Annotated in this window: 14 protein-coding genes and 1 tRNA gene; 10 read left to right on the top strand and 5 right to left on the bottom strand. The window is 62.3% G+C overall.

The window, feature by feature from the left end; translation table 11 throughout:
* Window position 1: 1 nt before the first annotated feature.
* The 4 genes from mltG to JV241A_RS07475 are packed head-to-tail and all read left to right on the top strand — an operon-like array spanning window position 2 to window position 3,604.
* Window positions 2–1,147, top strand: a complete 1,146-nt coding sequence (gene mltG / locus JV241A_RS07460) for an endolytic transglycosylase MltG (RefSeq protein ID WP_134061786.1) — start codon at window positions 2–4, stop codon at window positions 1,145–1,147.
* A gap of 19 nt (window positions 1,148–1,166) precedes the next feature.
* Window positions 1,167–1,799, top strand: coding sequence for a dTMP kinase (tmk, locus tag JV241A_RS07465; protein WP_134061788.1), 633 nt, complete (start codon window positions 1,167–1,169; stop codon window positions 1,797–1,799).
* Window positions 1,792–2,778: a DNA polymerase III subunit delta' gene (locus JV241A_RS07470; protein WP_134061790.1), complete on the top strand. Its 987-nt coding sequence runs from the start codon at window positions 1,792–1,794 to the stop codon at window positions 2,776–2,778. Before tmk ends, JV241A_RS07470 begins: the two co-directional genes overlap by 8 nt.
* Before the next feature lie 43 nt (window positions 2,779–2,821).
* Entirely contained in the window at window positions 2,822–3,604 is a 783-nt protein-coding gene (locus tag JV241A_RS07475) for a TatD family hydrolase (protein ID WP_134061792.1), read from the top strand.
* A gap of 237 nt (window positions 3,605–3,841) precedes the next feature.
* On the opposite strand, the gene JV241A_RS07480 is transcribed toward JV241A_RS07475, so the two are convergent.
* Window positions 3,842–4,975 carry an aminotransferase class V-fold PLP-dependent enzyme gene (locus JV241A_RS07480; RefSeq protein ID WP_115085933.1) on the bottom strand — a complete coding sequence of 378 codons (1,134 nt, stop codon included), beginning with the start codon at window positions 4,973–4,975 and terminating at the stop codon, window positions 3,842–3,844.
* A gap of 72 nt (window positions 4,976–5,047) precedes the next feature.
* On the opposite strand from JV241A_RS07480, the gene JV241A_RS07485 reads away from it, so the two are divergent.
* The 4 genes from JV241A_RS07485 (at window position 5,048) to JV241A_RS07500 (ending at window position 8,028) form a co-directional block, all read left to right on the top strand.
* A complete protein-coding gene (locus JV241A_RS07485; RefSeq protein ID WP_115085934.1) occupies window positions 5,048–5,686 on the top strand; it encodes a TetR/AcrR family transcriptional regulator in 639 nt (212 codons plus the stop codon).
* Between the two features lie 127 nt (window positions 5,687–5,813).
* Window positions 5,814–6,782, top strand: coding sequence for a radical SAM protein (locus tag JV241A_RS07490; RefSeq protein ID WP_134061794.1), 969 nt, complete (start codon window positions 5,814–5,816; stop codon window positions 6,780–6,782).
* A gap of 66 nt (window positions 6,783–6,848) precedes the next feature.
* A complete protein-coding gene (locus tag JV241A_RS07495; RefSeq protein ID WP_115085936.1) occupies window positions 6,849–7,454 on the top strand; it encodes a DUF4823 domain-containing protein in 606 nt (201 codons plus the stop codon).
* Between the two features lie 10 nt (window positions 7,455–7,464).
* Window positions 7,465–8,028: a DUF1285 domain-containing protein gene (locus JV241A_RS07500; RefSeq protein ID WP_115085937.1), complete on the top strand. Its 564-nt coding sequence runs from the start codon at window positions 7,465–7,467 to the stop codon at window positions 8,026–8,028.
* Window positions 8,029–8,118: 90 nt separating this feature from the next.
* Here JV241A_RS07500 and JV241A_RS07505 read toward each other — a convergent pair.
* Window positions 8,119–8,194, bottom strand: a tRNA-Asn gene (locus JV241A_RS07505).
* Between the two features lie 63 nt (window positions 8,195–8,257).
* Window positions 8,258–9,454, bottom strand: coding sequence for an amino acid aminotransferase (locus tag JV241A_RS07510; RefSeq protein ID WP_115085938.1), 1,197 nt, complete (start codon window positions 9,452–9,454; stop codon window positions 8,258–8,260).
* 308 nt (window positions 9,455–9,762) lie between these two features.
* On the opposite strand from JV241A_RS07510, the gene uvrB reads away from it, so the two are divergent.
* Entirely contained in the window at window positions 9,763–11,778 is a 2,016-nt protein-coding gene (uvrB, locus tag JV241A_RS07515; protein ID WP_115085939.1) for an excinuclease ABC subunit UvrB, read from the top strand.
* A gap of 102 nt (window positions 11,779–11,880) precedes the next feature.
* Here uvrB and JV241A_RS07520 read toward each other — a convergent pair whose 3' ends face one another.
* Together JV241A_RS07520 and JV241A_RS07525 are read right to left on the bottom strand one after the other, a co-directional pair.
* A complete protein-coding gene (locus JV241A_RS07520; RefSeq protein ID WP_134061796.1) occupies window positions 11,881–13,431 on the bottom strand; it encodes a DHA2 family efflux MFS transporter permease subunit in 1,551 nt (516 codons plus the stop codon).
* On the bottom strand, window positions 13,421–14,470 hold the full coding sequence (locus JV241A_RS07525; protein ID WP_134061798.1) for an HlyD family secretion protein: 1,050 nt from the start codon (window positions 14,468–14,470) through the stop codon (window positions 13,421–13,423). Before JV241A_RS07525 ends, JV241A_RS07520 begins: the two co-directional genes overlap by 11 nt.
* A gap of 144 nt (window positions 14,471–14,614) precedes the next feature.
* Here JV241A_RS07525 and gltX point away from each other — a divergent pair, with 144 nt between their 5' ends.
* On the top strand, window positions 14,615–16,096 hold the full coding sequence (gene gltX, locus JV241A_RS07530) for a glutamate--tRNA ligase (RefSeq protein ID WP_115085942.1): 1,482 nt from the start codon (window positions 14,615–14,617) through the stop codon (window positions 16,094–16,096).
* Window positions 16,097–16,210: the final 114 nt, after the last annotated feature.

A 16,210-nucleotide genomic window follows, 5' to 3' on the forward strand; every position in this document is an offset into this window, starting at 1 on the left:
TGTGAGACGTAAATTCTTGGTGCTGCTGGAGATCGGGTTGATCCTGGCCGGCCTGATGGCGGGCTATTCGGCCTGGAAGGTGAAGTCGGCGCTGGAGCAGACCCTGCACGTGTCCCAGGAGCAGCTGCTCGACGTGCCCACCGGTACTACTCCCAACCGCATGTTCTACCGTATGCAGAGCGACGGTGTGCTGGAAGACGCCTTCTGGCTGCGCCTGTACTGGCGCTTCAACATGGCTGGCGTACCCTTGCATACCGGCGAATACCGCATGACTCCGGGCATAACCGTGCGCGACCTGTTCGAGGTCTGGCGCCGTGGTGATGTAGTGCAGTACACCCTGACCCTGGTCGAGGGCTGGAATTTCCGCCAGGTACGTGCGGCGCTGGCCAGGCACGAGAAGATCAAGAAAACCATCGACGGCCTCAGCGACACCGAGGTCATGGACAAGCTCGGCCATCCGGGAGTGTTCCCTGAAGGGCGCTTTTTTCCCGATACCTACCGCTTCGTGCGCGGCATGAGCGACGTCGAGTTCCTCCAGCAGGCCTACGCGCGCCTGGAAGAAGTGCTGGCCAAGGAATGGGCGGAGCGCTCCAGCGACGTGCCGTATCGCGATCCGTACCAGGCGCTGATCATGGCGTCGCTGGTCGAGAAGGAAACCGGCGTGCCTCAGGAGCGCGGGCAGATCGCCGGGGTGTTCGTGCGGCGCATGCGCATCGGCATGCTGCTGCAAACGGACCCGACGGTGATCTACGGCATGGGCGAGCGCTACAACGGCAAGATCACCCGCGCCGACCTGCGCGAACCGACTCCGTATAACACCTACACCAATGCCGGCCTGCCGCCGACGCCGATCGCCATGGTCGGTCGCGAAGCCATTCATGCCGCGCTGAACCCGACGCCGGGCAGCAGTTTGTACTTCGTCGCCCGTGGCGATGGCAGCCATGTGTTCTCCGATGATCTCGATGCGCACAATTCGGCGGTCCGCGAATATCAGATCAAGCGCCGCGCCGACTACCGTTCGAGCCCGGCACCTGTCACCGAACCTGAACCCGAGGTTGCACCGCAGACTCCGCAAACGCCGGAAGTCAGCCCTGTGCCTGCGCCTGAGCAACCGGCGCCGGCCAGCGAAGAAACCTCCCCGCAATGATCAACTGTAAGGACTGCCTGTGAGCGGCTTGTTTATCACCCTGGAAGGTCCCGAAGGCGCGGGCAAGAGCACTAATCGCGAGTACCTCGCCGAGCACCTGCGCGCCGCGGGCCTGGATGTCGTGCTGACCCGCGAGCCCGGCGGTACACCGCTGGCCGAGCGGATTCGCGAACTGCTGCTGGCGCCCAGTGACGAGAAAATGGATGCCGACACCGAGCTTCTGCTGGTGTTCGCCGCCCGTGCCCAGCACCTGGCCGAAGTGATTCGCCCGGCCCTGGCCCGGGGCGCGGTGGTCCTGTGTGACCGCTTTACCGATGCCACTTACGCCTATCAGGGCGGTGGCCGTGGCCTGTCGCTGGAGCGCATCGCCATGCTGGAGAGCTTCGTCCAGGGCGACCTGCGTCCGGACTTGACCCTGGTGTTCGACCTGCCGGTGGAAATCGGCTTGTCCCGCGCCGCCGCGCGCGGTCGCCTGGACCGTTTCGAGCAGGAAGGCCAGGCCTTCTTCGAAGCCGTGCGCCAGGCCTACCTGGCCCGCGCCAAGGCCGCGCCGCAGCAGTACCGGTTGATCGATGCCGCACTGCCGCTGGCGCAGGTCCAGCAATCGCTGGACGCCTTGCTGCCGCAAATCCTGGAGCGTTGCCGTGGCTGAGGCCTTCCCCTGGCAGCAGGCTTTGTGGCAGCAACTGGCCGGACGTACCCAGCATGCCCATGCCTACCTGCTGCATGGCCCGCAAGGCATCGGCAAGCGGGCCATGGCCGAACGCCTGATGGCGTTGCTGCTGTGCCAGCGTCCAGAAGGGTTGCAGGCTTGCGGGCAGTGCAAGTCGTGCCTGTTGCTCGCAGCAGGCAGCCACCCCGACAACTACGTGCTGGAGCCGGAAGAGGCCGACAAGCCGATCAAGGTCGACCAGGTTCGCGACCTGGTGTCCTTCGTGGTGCAGACGGCGCAGCTGGGCGGGCGCAAAGTGGTGTTGATCGAGCCGGCCGAGGCGATGAACGTCAATGCCGCCAACGCCCTGCTCAAAAGCCTTGAAGAGCCCTCGGGCAATACCGTTTTGCTCTTGGTCAGCCATCAGCCCAGCCGCTTGCTGCCGACCATCAAGAGTCGCTGCCAGCAGCAAGCCTGTCCGCTGCCGAGCCGCGAGCAAAGCCTGGCCTGGCTCGAGCAGGCCTTGCCCGACTGCGATGAGCAGGAGCGCCTGGAGTTGCTCAGCCTGGCCGCCGGCTCGCCTTTGGCGGCCGTCAGCCTGCAGGCCCAGGGTGTGCGCGAGCAGCGCGCGCTGGTGGTCGAGGGCGTGAAGAAGTTGCTCAAGCAGCAGCAATCGCCCAGCCAACTGGCCGAAGCCTGGAATGCCATTCCCTTGTTGCAACTGTTCGACTGGTTCTGCGACTGGTCCAGCCTGGTCCTGCGTTACCAGTTGACCCAGGACGAGGAGGGGTTAGGCTTGAGCGATATGCGCAAGGTGGTCCAGTACCTGGCGCAGAAGAGCAGCCAGGGCAAGGTCCTGGAGATCCAGGACTGGATTCTGGCCCAGCGCCAGAAGGTGCTGGGCAAGGCCAACCTCAATCGAGTGCTGTTGCTCGAGGCGCTGCTGGCGTCCTGGGCGATGTTGCCGGGCCAGCGTTGAGCTGCGCCGTTCCTTCATTACTTTTCAGCGTTGTCATCCGCCCATGCTTGTAGATTCCCATTGCCACCTCGACCGTCTCGACCTCACTGCCCACCAGGGCTCCCTGGATGCGGCCCTGGATGCGGCCCGCGCGCGTGGCGTCGGCCACTTTCTGTGCATCGGCGTCAGTGCCGACAATGCCCAGGCGGTCAAGGACCTGAGCGAGCGCTACAGCGATGTCGACTGTTCGGTGGGTATTCACCCGCTGGACCTCACCCCTGATGGCGCGCCGCCGCTGGACTGGCTGCTCAAAGAGCTTCAGCACCCGCACGTGGTGGCCATCGGCGAAACCGGCCTGGACTATCACTACGAGCCAGAGGCTGCCCAGGTGCAGCAGGACTCGTTCCGCCTGCACCTGGAGGCAGCCAAGGTCACTGGCAAGCCGGTGATCATCCACACCCGTGCGGCGCGCGCCGACACCCTGACCTTGCTGCGTGAAGCGGATTTGAGTCAGGCCGGTGTGCTGCATTGCTTCACTGAAGACTGGGACATGGCCAAGGCGGCGCTGGATCTGGGCTATTACATCTCGCTGTCGGGCATTGTCACCTTCCGCAACGCCGATGCGTTGCGCGATGTGGCCCGGCAGGTGCCGTCCGATCGCCTGCTGGTCGAGACCGACTCGCCATACCTGGCGCCGATTCCTTATCGCGGCAAGGCCAACCTGCCGCAATACGTACGGGAAGTGGCGGAGTTCGTCGCGATGGTGCGCGGTGAGCGCTATGAGCAGTTGGCCGAGCAGACCACTGCCAACTTCAAGCGGTTGTTTCCGTTGGCGCGGGTGGCCTGAACGGCTCCTGCAGGTGGTAAAAATCGCAGGCAAAAAAAACCCGGGTTCTGGGGGGTGAATCCGGGTTAAGACCATTAGGAGTAAAACAAAGGCGCGCGGTCCCTGAGCACCTTTATCGGCGCCACATGGGGGATGCGCTGCGCCAACATCTGAAGTATTGGTCAGGATTGGCGCGCCGCCACCGGCCGCTGCTCGTTTTTTAAACAGATTTGGAATACGCCTGCCGCTGCTGAGCACTCATCGCTCTGCAATCTGCCGCACAATGGCCAGAGTTTCGTCGATTATCGACTTGGGTGTGTAGAAGTGCGGAGAAAATCGCACCCCGGGGCCCCGCGGAATGCATATCACCTGTTCCTGCTTGAGTCGCTGATAGATCTGCGCGTTTTCAACGCCATCCATGCTGAAGGAAACAATCCCCGAGCGGCGCGCCGGGTCCTGCGGGCTGTGTACGCGTACCCCGGGGATCGCCGCCAGGCCCTCGGTGAGCCACTGCGCCCGTTCCAGTAGCGCTGTCGCCACCTGTTCCATGCCCACTTCCTCGAGCAACGACAGGCTGGCCTCCAGTGCTGCAGCGCCGAGCATGTTCGGGCTGCCGCATTCAAAGCGCCGCGCGCTATGGGCCGGTTGCCATTCACTGCGTGTGTAGTCGCCCATGTGTTCGAGCATGTGCCAGCCGTACTCGCTGAGCTTGAGCAGCGGGCGCACCTCGGCGCGGCAATAGAACACCCCCAGGCCTTCCGGGCCGAGCATCCATTTATGCCCGTCAGCCATGGCAAAGTCGCACTGGTAGGCCTGGACGTCGAAGGGCAGGGCGCCCAATTGCTGGATGGCGTCGATGCAGAACAGCACTTCCCGGTCACGGCAGCCCTGACCCAAACGTGGCAAGTCCAGGCGCAGGCCGCTGGCGAATTGCACGGCGCTGATTGCCAGCAGGCGAACCTTGGGGCCGCAGGCGGCCAACAGATCGCCTTCCGGGTCGCTGCCCTTGAGGCTCACCTGGATGACGCTGACGCCTTTGTCGGCCAGGGCTTCCCAGACAATCCGGTTGGAGGGGAATTCTTCGTCGCTGATAACGATCTGGTCGCCGGCCTGCCAGTCGATACCGAAGGCAACGAAAGACAGCGCCTCGGAAGTGTTCTTGACCAGTGCGATGTCATCCGTCGACGGTGCATTCGTCAGGCGCATCAGGCGTTCACGTAAACGTTGCTCCATGGCCATCCAGTCCGGATAGTCCCTTGCGCCGAGCAAAACGTTCTCGCTGGCGAAGCGTGAAACCGCCTGGCTGGCGCGTTTCGGCCAGGGTGCCACGGCGGCATGGTTCAGATAGCGCAGGCCCGGCGCCTGTTCAAACTCATCAAGAAACATAGACATGGTTGGATGATCCGTGCATTTTGGCGCAAGTTAGGCATAATAACCGGCTTCGATTTTGATCCAGTCCTTCTTATGCAGAAAGAACCTCGTAAGGTCCGTGAGTTTCGTCGCCGTGAGCAAGAAATTCTCGATACCGCGCTCAAGCTGTTTCTCGAACAGGGTGAAGACAGCGTCACCGTCGAGATGATCGCTGATGCCGTCGGTATCGGCAAAGGCACGATCTACAAGCACTTCAAATCCAAGGCGGAGATCTACCTGCGCCTGATGCTCGACTACGAGCGCGATTTGAACGAACTGCTGCACTCTGCCGACGTCGACCGCGACAAGGAAGCCCTGTCGCGCGCCTACTTCGAATTCCGCATGCGTGATCCGCAGCGCTACCGCCTGTTCGACCGCCTCGAAGAGAAGGTGGTCAAGGGCAACCAGGTGCCGGAGATGGTCGAGGAGCTGCACAAGATCCGCGCCTCCAACTTCGACCGCCTGACCCTGCTGATCAAGGGCCGCATCAGCGAAGGCAAGCTCGAAGACGTGCCGCCGTACTTTCACTACTGCGCGGCCTGGGCGCTGGTGCATGGGGCCGTGGCGCTCTATCACTCGCCGTTCTGGAGCAATGTGCTGGAAGATCAGGAAGGCTTCTTCCAGTTCCTCATGGACATCGGCGTGCGCATGGGCAACAAGCGCAAGCGCGACACGGATACCGCCGGTAGCTGAGACATTCAGCCAAACCATGGCGCTACTGGGATCGGCTGCCGAGGAATATACTCAGGTATGAGGCTTGCAAAAACCTGATTTTTGAGTCAGGTTTTGCAGGCCCGATTCACCCATGCCGGAGTCACCCATGATCGTCGACCGCCAAGGCAGGCGTTTTCGCAATTTGCGTGTCAGCCTGACGGCTGCCTGCAACTACGCCTGTACCTATTGTGTGCCGGACGGCAAGCGTCTGGTGGCGGCCCAGGACGAGCTCTCGGCCGAGGCCATGGCTCGCGGCGTGGCTTACCTGGTGGAGGCTGCCGGTATCGAGCGGGTGCGTGTCACCGGCGGCGAGCCGCTGGTCAGTCCGAAGCTTGAAACTTTCCTCGGCTCAATCGCCACTCTGGGCCTGGATGAAATCAGCCTGACCACCAATGGTCAGTTGCTGGCGCGCAAGCTGCCCTTGCTGCGCGCGGCGGGTATCCGTCGCCTCAACGTTTCCCTCGACACCCTCGACCCGGACTCCTTCCGTCGTATTGCCCGTGGCGGCGACCTGGCCACTGTGCTCGACGGCATGAGCCAGGCCCGCGCTTGCGGCATGCAGATCAAGGTCAACATGGTGCCCTTGCGCGGGCAGAACTTCGATCAGGTCCTGCCGCTGCTCGAGTATTGCCTGGCCCACGGCTATGAGCTGCGCTTCATCGAGCTAATGCGCATGGGTCACCTGGCCCGCGACAGCAATGCCTTCCTGCAGCAGTTCGTCAGCCTCGAACACCTGCTGCAGATGATTGGCGAGCAATACGAGTATTTGCAGGCCAACGCACCGGTAGATGCCACCGCGTTGCGTTATCAGATCCCGGGCCAAGGCTATTTTGGCGTGATCGCCAACGAGAGCGTGCCGTTCTGCCGTACCTGTTCGCGCTTGCGCCTGTCGTCTACCGGCTGGCTGCACGGTTGTCTGTCGTCGAGCAACCGTCACTACATCGGCGACCTGCTCGATAAACCGCGTCATCAAGCCTTGCCGGCACTGCAGGGCTTGCTGGTCAAAGCCCTTGGCGACAAGCAGCCGGTGGCATTTTCCGGTGGTGCGACGGTGATGAAGATCATTGGCGGCTAAGACTGGCGCAAAAGCTGCATCTGCCAGCTGTTCGCCGGTTTTCCGTCACCGGCCACTGGAGGATAGATGCGTAGCCTGGTTTTGCTGCTGGCGCTGACGGCGCTGGGCGGCTGCATGAATGTCAGCGATATGGGCGAGGGCGCCCGTTATCACATGAGCGATGCCGGTCTGCTCGATCACAGCGACACCCGTCGTTCACTGTCGGTGCGCCTGCAGCCTGATTCATTCATTTACATTGGCCAGGGTGCCTTCGTGCCACCGGGCAAGGGCCCGTATCCACGCCCCAATGTGGTGGCCGAACAAGCCTTCAATGGCTTTATCGAGTATTTCCCCATGGTCCGCCGTGCCCCGGCACCGCTGGGGCTGGAGCAGGCATTGATCGAGGCGCGCGAAGTCGGCGCGCATTATTTGCTGTACACCCGCTTTGCCCGAACTGACGATCGCATCGGCAATGGCGATGAGTGGTACGACGAGCAGGCGGTTGATCGGCTGGGCGTCGATACAGGCGTCGTGCAGCTGATGCTGATCGAAACCAGTACCCGTTACCTGATCGACACCGCGCGCATCAAAAGCCGCGGCGGTTTGCTGACGTTCCACGACAACACGCCGGAAGATTTGCTCAGGCCGCCGCTTGAGGATTACGCTCGCAGTCTGTTGGGCATGAGTCGTTAAGGAGAGGGTGATGCAAGATTCCGGCAAGGCCAGTGATCTGCTGGCACAGATTCCCAAGGCAGAAAAGGGCCTGCCGCCCGTGCATCTGTGGAACCCGGAATTCTGCGGCGACATCGACATGCGCATTGCCCGCGACGGCACCTGGTACTACCTGGGTACGCCGATCGGGCGCAAGCCGATGGTGCGGCTGTTCTCGACCATCATCCGCCGCGACGGTGACGACTACTTCCTGGTGACGCCGGTGGAGAAGGTCGGCATCAAGGTCGATGACGCGCCCTTTGTTGCTGTCAGTCTTGAAGTGCAGGGCGAGGGTGAGCAGCAGCTGCTGCGCTTTACCAGCAATGTCGACGATCAGGTCGAGGCCGGCCCCGAGCATCCGCTGCGCTTTGAAATCGATGCGCAAACCCAGGAGCCTTCGCCGTATGTGCACATGCGCAGCAACCTCGAAGCGCTGATCCATCGCAACGTCTTCTACCAGTTGGTCGAGCTGGCGGTGCCGCGGCAGATCGATGGCCAGCAATGGCTGGGCGTCTGGAGTGGCGGCAGCTTCTACCCTATCGGCCGGGCCGATTAGCCTCCGCGCATTGCCTGTGGCGCAACTTTTGTGCGCTCGGAAACGAAAAAACCTCCAGTGCTCAAGGCAACTGGAGGTTTTTCAGGTGTTTGGCTCCGCGACCAGGACTCGAACCTGGGACCCAATGATTAACAGTCATTTGCTCTACCGACTGAGCTATCGCGGAATCTGTGGCGTATCTTACTGATTGCTAAGGGGAAGTCAAGCCTCCCCTATGCAATTGAGTAATTTACAGGACCTCGACGATCGCCTTGGTCACCACATGGATGTTGCTTTGGTTCAGCGAGGCGACGCAGATGCGGCCGGTATCCAGAGCATAGATACCGAACTCGTTCTTCAGGCGGGCCACCTGCTCAACGGTCAGACCGGAGTAGGAGAACATGCCGCACTGGCGACCGACGAAGCTGAAGTCCTGCTTGGCGCCGTACTCGGCCAGCAGCTCGACCATCTGCTGGCGCATGCCGTGGATGCGCTGGCGCATCTCGGCCAACTCGTCTTCCCACATCTTGCGCAGCTCTGGGCTGTTGAGCACGGTGGCGACGATGGTCGCGCCGTGGGTCGGCGGGTTGGAGTAGTTGGTGCGGATCACGCGCTTGACTTGCGACAGCACGCGCGTGGCCTCTTCCTTGGACTCGGTGACGATCGACAGGGCGCCAACGCGCTCGCCGTACAGCGAGAAGGATTTGGAGAACGAGCTGGACACGAAGAAGTTCAGGCCCGACTCGGCGAACAGGCGTACGGCGGCGGCGTCTTCAGTGATACCGGCGCCAAAGCCCTGGTAGGCCATGTCGAGGAACGGCACGTGGCCTTTGGCCTTGACCACTTCGAGGACGTTTTTCCAGTCTTCTGGGGTCAGGTCGACACCGGTCGGGTTGTGGCAGCAGGCGTGCAGCACAATGATCGAGCCGGATGGCAGGGCGTTGAGGTCTTCGAGCATGCCGCTGCGGTTGACGTCATGGGTGGCGGCGTCGTAGTAGCGGTAGTTCTGTACCGGGAAACCAGCGGTTTCGAACAGTGCGCGGTGGTTTTCCCAGCTCGGGTCGCTGATGGCGACGACGGCGTTCGGCGACAGCTGCTTGAGGAAGTCGGCACCGATCTTCAGGGCGCCGGTACCGCCGACGGCCTGGGTGGTGATCACCCGACCGGCGCTCAGCAGCGGCGACTCGGCACCGAACAGCAGCTTCTGCACGGCCTGGTCGTAAGCGACGATACCGTCGATCGGCAGGTAACCGCGGGAAGCGTGCTGGGCAGCGCGCTGGGTTTCGGCTTCGATCACTGCGCGCAGCAGTGGGATACGCCCTTCTTCGTTGCAGTAAACACCTACACCCAGGTTGACCTTGTTGCTACGGGTATCGGCGTTGAAAGCTTCGTTGAGGCCCAGAATGGGGTCGCGTGGTGCCAGCTCGACAGCGGAAAACAGGCTCATTATTACCTTGGCTCTGAATGGAGAGTGGAAGAGGTCGCACGCTCCAGTCGCTTGCACTAGAGCGGTGCACAAACGGGGAGTCAGTATAGTGATACCGGTCGGTCACGGCGACAGTCTGTCGCAGCTTTTCCTGCTGTTTGGCCGAATATTTTTCGACCGTTAGTCGATTTGATCGGTCCATAGTCGGAAATGCCCACAACACTGAGTTGAAACTGGCGCTCCCGGCCCTAAATTCGGTATAACTACTGTCTATAAATACAGTTGCCCGCGCCAGCGATGAAACCATCGCGATCACACAGAGGTTTGTCATGTCCGAGTTCCAGCTCGTCACCCGTTTCCAGCCGGCCGGCGACCAGCCCGAGGCCATTCGCCTGATGGTCGAAGGAATCGAGGCGGGCCTTGCGCACCAGACCCTGCTCGGGGTGACCGGCTCGGGCAAGACCTTCAGCATCGCCAACGTGATCGCCCAGGTGCAGCGCCCAACGCTGGTGCTGGCGCCGAACAAGACCCTGGCGGCGCAGCTGTACGGCGAGTTCAAGTCGTTCTTCCCGAACAACTCCGTGGAATATTTCGTTTCCTATTACGACTACTACCAGCCCGAAGCCTATGTGCCGTCGTCCGATACCTTCATCGAGAAGGACGCCTCGATCAACGACCATATCGAGCAGATGCGCCTGTCGGCGACCAAGGCGCTGCTGGAGCGCCGTGACGCGATCATCGTCACCACCGTTTCCTGCATCTATGGCCTGGGCAGCCCGGAAACCTACCTGAAGATGGTCCTGCACGTGGACCGCGGCGACAAGCTCGACCAGCGCGCGTTGCTGCGTCGCCTGGCCGACCTGCAGTACACCCGCAACGAGATGGACTTTGCCCGCGCCACCTTCCGCGTGCGCGGTGACGTGATCGATATCTTCCCGGCCGAATCGGACCTGGAAGCCATCCGCATCGAGCTGTTCGACGACGAGGTGGAGAACATCGCCGCCTTCGATCCGCTGACCGGCGAAGTGATCCGCAAGCTGCCGCGCTTCACCTTCTACCCCAAGAGCCACTACGTGACCCCGCGCGAGACCCTGCTCGAGGCGGTGGACGGCATCAAGGAAGAACTGGCCCAGCGCCTTGAGTACCTGCACAAGAGCAACAAGCTGGTCGAAGCCCAGCGCCTGGAGCAACGCACCCGTTTCGACCTGGAGATGATCCTCGAGCTGGGCTACTGCAACGGCATCGAAAACTACTCGCGCTACCTCTCCGGGCGCCCGGCCGGTGCGCCGCCACCGACCCTCTACGACTACCTGCCGGACGACGCCCTGCTGGTGATCGACGAATCCCACGTCAGCGTTCCGCAGGTCGGCGCCATGTACAAGGGCGACCGCTCGCGCAAGGAAACCCTGGTCGAGTACGGCTTTCGCCTGCCCTCGGCGCTGGACAACCGGCCGATGCGTTTTGACGAGTGGGAAAACGTCAGCCCGCAGACCATCTTCGTCTCGGCGACCCCGGGCAACTACGAGGCTGAACACGCCGGCCGCGTGGTGGAACAGGTGGTACGCCCGACCGGCCTTGTCGACCCGCAGGTCGAGGTGCGCCCGGCCACCACCCAGGTCGATGATCTGCTGTCGGAGATTCGCAAGCGCGTGGCGGTGGAAGAGCGCGTGCTGGTCACCACCCTGACCAAACGCATGGCCGAAGACCTCACCGACTACCTGGCCGATCACGACGTGCGCGTGCGTTACCTGCACTCGGACATCGACACCGTGGAGCGGGTCGAGATCATCCGCGACCTGCGCCTGGGTACTTTCGATGTGCTGGTGGGCATCAACCTGTTGCGTGAAGGCCTGGACATGCCCGAGGTGTCGCTGGTGGCAATCCTCGATGCCGACAAGGAAGGCTTCCTGCGTTCCGAGCGCTCGCTGATCCAGACCATCGGCCGCGCGGCGCGTAACCTCAATGGCCGGGCAATTCTGTACGCCGACAACATGACTGGCTCGATGCAGCGGGCGATTGGCGAGACCGAACGGCGCCGCGACAAGCAGATAGCCTTCAACGCCGCCAACGGCATCGTGCCCAAGGGCGTGGTCAAAGACATCACCGACATCATGGAAGGCGCCAACGTGCCCGGCTCGCGCAGCAAGAAGCGCAAGGGCATGGCCAAGGCGGCAGAGGAGAGCGCCCGTTACGAAGCCGAACTGCGCTCGCCGGGCGAGATCGCCAAGCGTATCAAGCAGCTGGAAGAGAAGATGTATCAGCTGGCGCGGGACCTGGAGTTCGAGGCAGCGGCGCAGTTGCGCGACGAGATTACCGCGTTGCGCGAGCGGATGATCACCGCCTGAGGGCCTTATCGCTGGCAAGCCAGCTCCCACATGGTCCTGTGAATGACATACCTGTGGGAGCTGGCTTGCCAGCGATGGCCTGCAAAGCAGGCCCAAAACGGGTCAGTGCGCTTCCCCCGCCTTCAACCCCTGGGGCAGTTTCCGCGTCATCACCACGGCCAGCATACTGATCGCCAAGCCGATGCCGATAAAATGGAAGGCGTCGTTATAGGCCATGATCATCGCCTGCTGGTGGGTGATTTCACTCAGCTTGCCCAGCGCCGCGCCATCGCTGCCCAAACGCTCCGCCAATTGCGCCAGGCGTTCTGCCACCTGCGGATTGCTCGGCACCAGTGACTCGCGCAGGTAATCGAAATACACCTTGGTCCGCGCATCCAGCAGGGTTGCCAGCAAGGCGATCCCGATGGCACCACCCAGGTTGCGCAGGATGTTGAACAGGCTCGACGCCGAGCCGGCATCCTGGGGCTGGATATACGCCGTGGCAATCAACGAGATGGTCACCATGATCATCGGCTGGCCGAGGGCGCGGATGATCTGGATATGGTTGAACTGCTCGCCGGCAAAGTCCGGGTTGAGCACCCCGGAGCTGAAGCTGGCCAGGCCGAACAGGCCGAAACCCACGGTGCAGAGAATCTTCGGCGAGATCACCTTCATCAGCTGCGGTACCAGCGGAATCAGGAACAGCTGCGGAATACCCATCCACATGATCACTTCGCCGATCTGCAGGGCGTTGTAGTTCTGGATCTGCGCCAGGTACAGCGGCAGCAGGTAGATCGAACCGTACAGACCCACGCCCATCCCCAGGCTGGCGATACTCGACAGGCCAAAGTTGCGGTTGCCGAGGATGCGCAGGTTGATCAGCGGGTTGGGCTTGGAAAACTGCAGGATGACGAAGGCGATCAGGCTAAGCAGGGCGATGCTGCCCAGGGTGACGATCAGGCTCGACTCCAGCCAGTCCTTGCGGTGGCCCTCTTCGAGGAACACCTGCAGGCAGCCAAGGCCGACGCCGAGGGTAACAATGCCGGCATAGTCGGTGCTTTTCAGCAGCTCCCAGTGCGCTTCTTTCTTCTCCAGACCGTACAGCAAGCCGCCGATCATGATCAGCCCCGGCGGGATGTTGATATAGAAGATGTACTCCCAGCCCCAGTTCTCGGTCAGCCAACCCCCCAGGGTCGGGCCGATTGATGGCGCAAATGTGGCGGTCATGGCAAACATGGCCATGCCTTTGGCGCGGTGGTGTTCCGGCAGTTTGATCAGGGTCAGGGTGAAGGCCAGGGGGATCAGCGCGCCGCCGGTAAAACCCTGCATGGCGCGGAAGATGATCATGCTCTCCAGGTTCCAGGCCATGGAACACAACAGTGATGAGGCCAGAAAACCCAATGACACCCACACCGCCAGGCGTCGCGCCGAGAGCAGTTGCACCAGCCAGGCGGTGAGCGGGATCATGATGATCTCGGCCACCAGGTAGGAGGTGGAAATCCACGAGCCTTCCTCCAGGGTCGCCGACAGGGCGCCCTGGATGTCCTTGAGCGAGGAGTTGGTGATCTGGATGTCGAGCACCGCCATGAAGGCGCCGAGCATCACGCTCATTACCGCGATCCAGTCGCGCCGGCTGGGTTCGCCGGCGGGACGGATCAACGGGTCACCGGCCATGGTCGGCGCTGTCGCGGATGTCGACAGTAGCGGTAACCGACATGCCTGGGCGAATCTTGCCGTGCAGCGGGTTGTCGCTGGCGAAGGTCAGTTTCACCGGGATGCGCTGCACCACCTTGGTGAAGTTGCCGGTGGCGTTGTCCGGTGGCAGCAGGCTGAACTGCGCGCCGGAGGCGGCGAACAGGCTGTCGACTTGCGCTTCGATCGGTGTGTCCGGGTAACTGTCGAACAGCAGCTCGGCTTTTTGCCCGGGCTGCATGTGGCCGATCTGGGTCTCCTTGAAGTTGGCCTGAATCCAGATGTCTTGATCGGGGACGATCGACAGCAGGTAAGCACCGGCCTGCACCACCTGGCCATTGCGCGCGGCGCGCTGGCCGATGATGCCGGTGATCGGTGCGTGGATTGCGCTGCGGGTCAGGTTCAGTTCGGCCTGGGCCAGATCGGCACGGGCGTTGACGATCTGCGCATCCAGGCGCTTGATCTCGGCGGTCAGGGCGTTGACCTGCTGGCGCTGACCTTGCAGGTCGGCCTGGGCCTTGCTCACCTGGGAGCGGGCGACGTGGTTCTCGGCCGACAGGGTAGTGACCCGTTCTTCGGAGACAAACCCTGGTTTGCGCAGCGCTTCGGCGCGGTTCAGGTCCAGTTGCGCGCGGCCGAGGGTGGCCTGGTTGGCGGCGACCTGGGCTTGCCCGGCGGCAATCAGGCTGGCTTGCTGGGTGAGCCGGCTTTCGGCCTGCAGGCGTTCGGCTTCACGGGTGTCGAGGGCAGCGCGGGCGCGCTCCACGGCCAGGCGGAAATCCTCCGGCTCCAGGCGCACCAGCAGGTCGCCCTTGGCCACGTGCTGGTTGTCCTGCACCAGCACTTCATCGATGCGCGCGCTCAGCTGGCTGGAAACCCGGGTAATTTCGCCCTGTACGTAGGCATTGTCGGTGCTTTCATAGAAGCGTCCCTTGAAATACCAATGGGCGAGAAAGGCGAGGGCAATCACTACAACCAGAGTGAGAAAAATCAGCAGGCGACGCTTGAGTTGGGCAGGCATGGGGATGATCGTTGCAAAAATGTAAGCAAATTTAACAGCGTTTGGATCCGTGCTTACAAGTGCCGATCGCGCCCATTGCTGGAGCCCGGTGCCCGCTCCCTGTTAACATCCAGCCTTTGTTTCATCTCTAGTTCGAGACTGTCCATGACCACCGTTCGCACGCGTATCGCGCCTTCGCCTACTGGCGATCCCCACGTCGGCACCGCTTACATCGCCTTGTTCAACTACTGCTTTGCCAAGCAGCACGGCGGCGAGTTCATCCTGCGTATCGAAGATACCGACCAGCTGCGCTCGACCCGCGAGTCGGAACAGCAGATCTTCGACGCCCTGCGCTGGCTCGGTATCGAGTGGAGCGAAGGTCCGGACGTCGGCGGCCCGCACGGCCCTTACCGGCAGAGCGAGCGGGGCGATATCTACAAGCAGTATGCCCAGCAGCTGGTCGACCTCGGTCACGCCTTCCCGTGCTTCTGCACCGCCGAAGAGCTGGACCAGATGCGTGCCGAACAGATGGCCCGTGGCGAAACCCCGCGCTACGACGGTCGCGCCTTGCTGCTGTCGGCTGAAGAAGTACAGCGCCGCCTGGCCGCTGGCGAGCCGCACGTGATCCGCATGAAAGTGCCGAGCGAAGGCGTCTGCGTGGTCCCGGACATGCTCCGTGGCGACGTCGAGATCCCGTGGGACCGCATGGACATGCAGGTCTTGATGAAGACCGACGGCCTGCCGACCTACTTCCTGGCCAACGTCGTCGATGACCATCTGATGGGCATCACCCATGTGCTGCGCGGCGAAGAGTGGCTACCGTCGGCGCCCAAGCTGATCAAGCTGTACGAGTACTTCGGCTGGGAACAACCGACCCTGTGCTACATGCCGCTGCTGCGTAACCCGGACAAGAGCAAGCTGTCCAAGCGCAAGAACCCGACCTCGGTGACCTTCTACGAGCGCATGGGTTTCATGCCGGAAGCCATGCTCAACTACCTGGGTCGCATGGGCTGGTCGATGCCGGACGAGCGCGAGAAGTTCTCCCTGGCCGAGATGGTCGAGCACTTCGACCTGTCGCGCGTTTCCCTCGGCGGGCCGATCTTCGATATCGAGAAGCTGTCGTGGCTCAACGGCCAGTGGCTGCGCGAGCTGCCGGTGGAAGAGTTCGCTGCACGCCTGCAGAAGTGGGCATTCAACAGCGACTACATGATGCAGATCGCGCCGCATGTGCAGGGCAGGGTAGAGACCTTCAGCCAGGTCGTACCGTTGGGGGGCTTCTTCTTTGAGGGTGGCCTCAAGCTCGATGCCAAGCTGTTCGAAAGCAAGAAGCTTTCGGCCGACCAGGTGCGCCAGGTCATCCAGCTGATCCTGTGGAAGCTCGAAAGCCTGCGTCAGTGGGAAAAAGACCGCATCACCGGATGCATCCAGGCGGTGGTCGAAGCCCTGGAACTGAAGTTGCGTGATGCCATGCCGCTGATGTTTGCTGCGATTACCGGCCAGGCCAGCTCGGTCTCGGTGCTCGATGCCATGGAAATCCTTGGCCCGGACCTGACCCGCTACCGCCTGCGCCAGGCCCTGGACCTGCTCGGTGGTGTGTCGAAGAAAGAAAACAAGGAGTGGGAAAAGCTCTTGGGCACCATCGCCTGATTGCTTTCCTTCCCCTGTGGGAGCCGGCCTTGCCGGCGATGGCATCAGCGCGGTGCTCGTGATTGCGCGGTGTCTGCATCGCCGGCAAGGCCGGCTCTCATGGGGTTTCACCCC

It is taken from the genome of Pseudomonas sp. JV241A (assembly GCF_900275665.1).
Lineage (GTDB): Bacteria > Pseudomonadota > Gammaproteobacteria > Pseudomonadales > Pseudomonadaceae > Aquipseudomonas > Aquipseudomonas wadenswilerensis.

Excerpts from the sequence above, each read along its gene's own strand:
- JV241A_RS07485 (WP_115085934.1), top strand. The coding sequence starts at position 5,048 with ATGCAGAAAGAACCTCGTAAGGTCCGTGAGTTTCGTCGCCGTGAGCAA.
- JV241A_RS07495 (WP_115085936.1), top strand. The coding sequence starts at position 6,849 with ATGCGTAGCCTGGTTTTGCTGCTGGCGCTGACGGCGCTGGGCGGCTGC.
- JV241A_RS07490 (WP_134061794.1), top strand. The coding sequence starts at position 5,814 with ATGATCGTCGACCGCCAAGGCAGGCGTTTTCGCAATTTGCGTGTCAGC.
- JV241A_RS07480 (WP_115085933.1), bottom strand. The coding sequence starts at position 4,975 with ATGTCTATGTTTCTTGATGAGTTTGAACAGGCGCCGGGCCTGCGCTAT.
- gltX (WP_115085942.1), top strand. The coding sequence starts at position 14,615 with ATGACCACCGTTCGCACGCGTATCGCGCCTTCGCCTACTGGCGATCCC.
- JV241A_RS07500 (WP_115085937.1), top strand. The coding sequence starts at position 7,465 with ATGCAAGATTCCGGCAAGGCCAGTGATCTGCTGGCACAGATTCCCAAG.
- JV241A_RS07475 (WP_134061792.1), top strand. The coding sequence starts at position 2,822 with ATGCTTGTAGATTCCCATTGCCACCTCGACCGTCTCGACCTCACTGCC.
- JV241A_RS07510 (WP_115085938.1), bottom strand. The coding sequence starts at position 9,454 with ATGAGCCTGTTTTCCGCTGTCGAGCTGGCACCACGCGACCCCATTCTG.
- JV241A_RS07525 (WP_134061798.1), bottom strand. The coding sequence starts at position 14,470 with ATGCCTGCCCAACTCAAGCGTCGCCTGCTGATTTTTCTCACTCTGGTT.
- JV241A_RS07520 (WP_134061796.1), bottom strand. The coding sequence starts at position 13,431 with ATGGCCGGTGACCCGTTGATCCGTCCCGCCGGCGAACCCAGCCGGCGC.
- uvrB (WP_115085939.1), top strand. The coding sequence starts at position 9,763 with ATGTCCGAGTTCCAGCTCGTCACCCGTTTCCAGCCGGCCGGCGACCAG.